This is a genomic window from Synechococcus sp. R6-10 (assembly GCF_047461815.1).
GTDB lineage: Bacteria > Cyanobacteriota > Cyanobacteriia > Thermostichales > Thermostichaceae > Thermostichus.
The window spans coordinates 1-3,053 of sequence record NZ_JANSHW010000211.1 but is presented as its reverse complement, the minus strand read 5'-3'; the positions used below and the strand labels follow the sequence as shown (position 1 = coordinate 3,053).

General features: G+C 56.1%; 4 protein-coding genes and 2 pseudogenes. All 6 read right to left on the bottom strand.

The annotated features are described in order from the left end of the window. Positions 1 to 302: pseudogene (locus NW837_RS06745) on the bottom strand (DUF3110 domain-containing protein); the annotation flags it as partial. 89 nt (positions 303 to 391) lie between these two features. After that, a complete protein-coding gene (locus NW837_RS06740) occupies positions 392 to 643 on the bottom strand; it encodes a hypothetical protein (RefSeq protein ID WP_414330072.1) in 252 nt (83 codons plus the stop codon). Between the two features lie 247 nt (positions 644 to 890). Beyond that, positions 891 to 1,235 (bottom strand): ArsR/SmtB family transcription factor, encoded by a 345-nt coding sequence (locus NW837_RS06735; protein ID WP_414330075.1) that lies wholly within the window; start codon positions 1,233 to 1,235, stop codon positions 891 to 893. 93 nt (positions 1,236 to 1,328) lie between these two features. Next, entirely contained in the window at positions 1,329 to 1,532 is a 204-nt protein-coding gene (locus tag NW837_RS06730; RefSeq protein ID WP_414330078.1) for a hypothetical protein, read from the bottom strand. Positions 1,533 to 1,572: 40 nt separating this feature from the next. Beyond that, positions 1,573 to 1,824 (bottom strand): annotated as a pseudogene (locus NW837_RS06725) (zinc ribbon domain-containing protein); the annotation flags it as partial. Positions 1,825 to 2,031: 207 nt separating this feature from the next. Further along, positions 2,032 to 3,053, bottom strand: a 1,022-nt coding sequence (locus NW837_RS06720; protein ID WP_414330070.1) for a metallophosphoesterase family protein, incomplete at its 5' end; no start/stop codon positions are given.

Below are 3,053 nucleotides of genomic sequence, written 5' to 3'. Positions count from 1 at the left end.
GCTTGGTAAAGCAGCACAATCACCTGGGGGGGCAAGTCTTCTGGGCTAACCCAAGACAACCCCTTCTCAGCCTGGGATCCCCCGCTAAGCAATACATCCCGCGCCTCATTCAGCCGCGCCAGTTGCGCCTCTAGCAAGGGTCTTTGTCGCTCGTCCTCCAGTTCTGCGAGGGCAGTACTGAGGGTTTGGTATTCCTGAAACAGTCGCCCCCGGATCTGCCGCTCGGTTGCGTCCGGCGGAAGGTTGAGAATCTGAAGGGCTTCGGCGGTGTTCATCATGGGCTCTGATTTATTCAAAATCATTGCCTAGACTAGCTGCTTTGAGAGTCTCTGGAGAGAAATTCTCCTATGATCGTGGCTGCCCGCTTTCTCGGCCAGAAGAGAGGGTGGACTCACCGTTCGCGCCAGCGGGCCGGAGGCCTTGTGCGGCGATGATGACTTCCATCTTGGGGCTGCTCAGCAGGGGAATTGACCTGGGGTTGGTCAGATAAAGAGGGAAGGGGGAAGCCCAACTCAAAAGCCTCTCGTGCCAGCAAAGCCAGCAGAGATGGATTCAACTGGGCGCGTTTCACCCGCTCCTTGAGGCGATTCCACAGGTGTGCTCGGTGGATGCGTTCCAACTCTTCTCGCTGTTCACGTATCATGTTGTTCCCACCTCTCTTGTATCAATCCTAACTAAGCAACAGGGGAGCTGGTGTCAGGGAACTTTGATGGATTTTAGGAGATGGGATCCTCATTTTCTCCGAGTTGACCCGCCGGGATCCCTGGGGTTGCCAGCAGGGAACACCATCCACATCTGTAATTTCTTGTGTTGCAGCAAGCCCGTCTTCGGAATGTACAAGGGCGGGATCCGACAGTTTTTCTAGGGACATTTTGGGATCCCTGCGCGCCTTAGAGGTCTTCCACACAGGGAACTGCGGCCTTGACAGGGCCAGCTTGCCCCAATCTATCCAAAAAATGCTGCAGGAGCTGAAAACCGGGTGGGTTGAGGCTGTAGTAAATCCAGCGCCCCTGCTGGCGAGCATTGACCAATTTCGCATCCCGCAGGGTTTTTAGGTGAAACGAGAGCTTGGATTGGCTCACCTTCAGCTCCTCGCAGAGATCACAAACACACAACTCACGCCCCTGCAGCAGTTGCAGCACGCGCAGGCGAATCGGGTCAGAGAGGGCGTGGAATCCCTCCCGCACCTGCTCATCTGTCAAATTCCCCTCTACCTCAACCAGGAACGAAACCATCATTCAACCAGGGTAGCAGGAGTTTTGCGCTGCGGCTGCTGATGGATTCGATGGCAGGGGAAAGGCGCGACAATCAACCAGTTTGGCAGCATCTCACTCGAAGGCAAGCAAATACAGACCTTCCGGTTCAGAAGGGATCAGTTGATACGGATTCTTCTGATTGGCCTGTTCACAGAGATTGGCAAAAGACTGCAAACCTTCCAAGCGTTCCGTGAGTTCGCTGAGGGTATCGAGGTACTCCGCCAAGCCCGCTTGAGTCAGGTACCAAGATTTGTCCAGCTCTCGGAAATAGGTCATGTAAACTACCCGACCCTGACTGCTTCGCAGTACAGGGCAGGCTTTCGGTAGCCCTGTAGTTGGCAAGCCAACCACGTTCGCGAAGCGAGCCGTAGGCTTGACCTCTAGGCTGGTTTACAGCAGCCCCCAAAAGCGCAATCACATTTGCACCGTTAAAATCAGCATCCCCTTCCCAACCACAATGCCCGCACTTAAATCCCTTCCCATCCCGGTACGACTTACCAGAGTCGGGATGAATGGGCAAGCATTTGTGGCAAGTCTGTGAGGTATAGGCCGGTGGTACAGTTACCACTTTCTTCACAAGCTCTCCACAGTTTCGCTGAAATCAATCACTGGGATCCGTTATGCGAGAGACACAGTTGCACCGGCTATGGCTGGTGTTGCTGGAAAAAGCTGCTTTGAATCATCTGTTGAAAAGCCTGGGCTGCTCGCGAAGTGTGCAGAACCCTCGCGAGAGCATCTACAAACGGCTCATCAATCTTTTGCCAAGACGGAGACGTTAATCCCGACACAGGGATCCAATACGAGCTTGGCAGGTGGCGATTTCTTGGGGGGTGAGGTTGTCCCAATTGACGTCGCGGCGCAGCACCAAGCCATTGTGCCCAGTGATGAAACGGGGCAGCTCTGCTTGGTCGATCACGCTCAGATCCCGCATGTGATAGGTAGTGTAATAGGTAACATCTGGGCTCTCGAAATCCACGTCGATAAGGGTGAGGGTCTTGCGGGGGGGCAGAGGGCTGCCCAAGAGGGGACGAGGGCCAGAGCCGAGAATGCCGCAGTGAAGCAGTTGCAGTTGCCCTTTGTGGCCAGGGTAGTAGCCGTGGTCGTGGCCGCTGATGTAGGTGTGGACGCGGTACTTCTCCAGCAGAGCCCGTTTGGCATCCGCCTCCAGCAGCACTTCTCCCGGATCGTCGCGCCCGACAGTGATGGCGTAGAGGGGCAGATGGCCGATGACAATGCGCAACTTGGCCTTCTGAGCCCGTTCGCTGGCCAGAGCCGCTTCCGCCCAGGCCATTTGTTCGGGCGGGATGTAATTGCAGGTGGCATCCCAGACTAGGTAAAACACATCGTCTTTTTCAAAGGTGTAGTAGAAGGGAAAGTCCCCCCGATCCACAAAGTTCAAACCTGGGTCGTGGGCCGGATCGTTCCAAAACTCGCGGGCCAGATCCCGTTCTTTTTGAAAGAGAAAGCCGCCCCGCGTGGTGCGGGCACAGGAAGCATCGTGATTGCCCAAGGTAAAGCCGTAGGGAAGTTTGGCCGCACGGATTGGGCCAGCCACATGCCGGTCGAAGGCTGCCCACATGGCGCGAATGCGCTCCTCCGACAGGCGGGGATCCTGACCGGCCACCATATCTCCTCCTCCCAAAACAATATCCGGCTGAAGATAGGGGATGAGGCCGATGCCCCGATCCACCTCTGGGTCGTATTCCACCGAGCCGTAGATGCCGTTCATGTCACTGATGACCAAGAGGCGCAGATCTCGGCGGGGGGGGATGTAGAGGCCATGGGGGGCATCTGGAT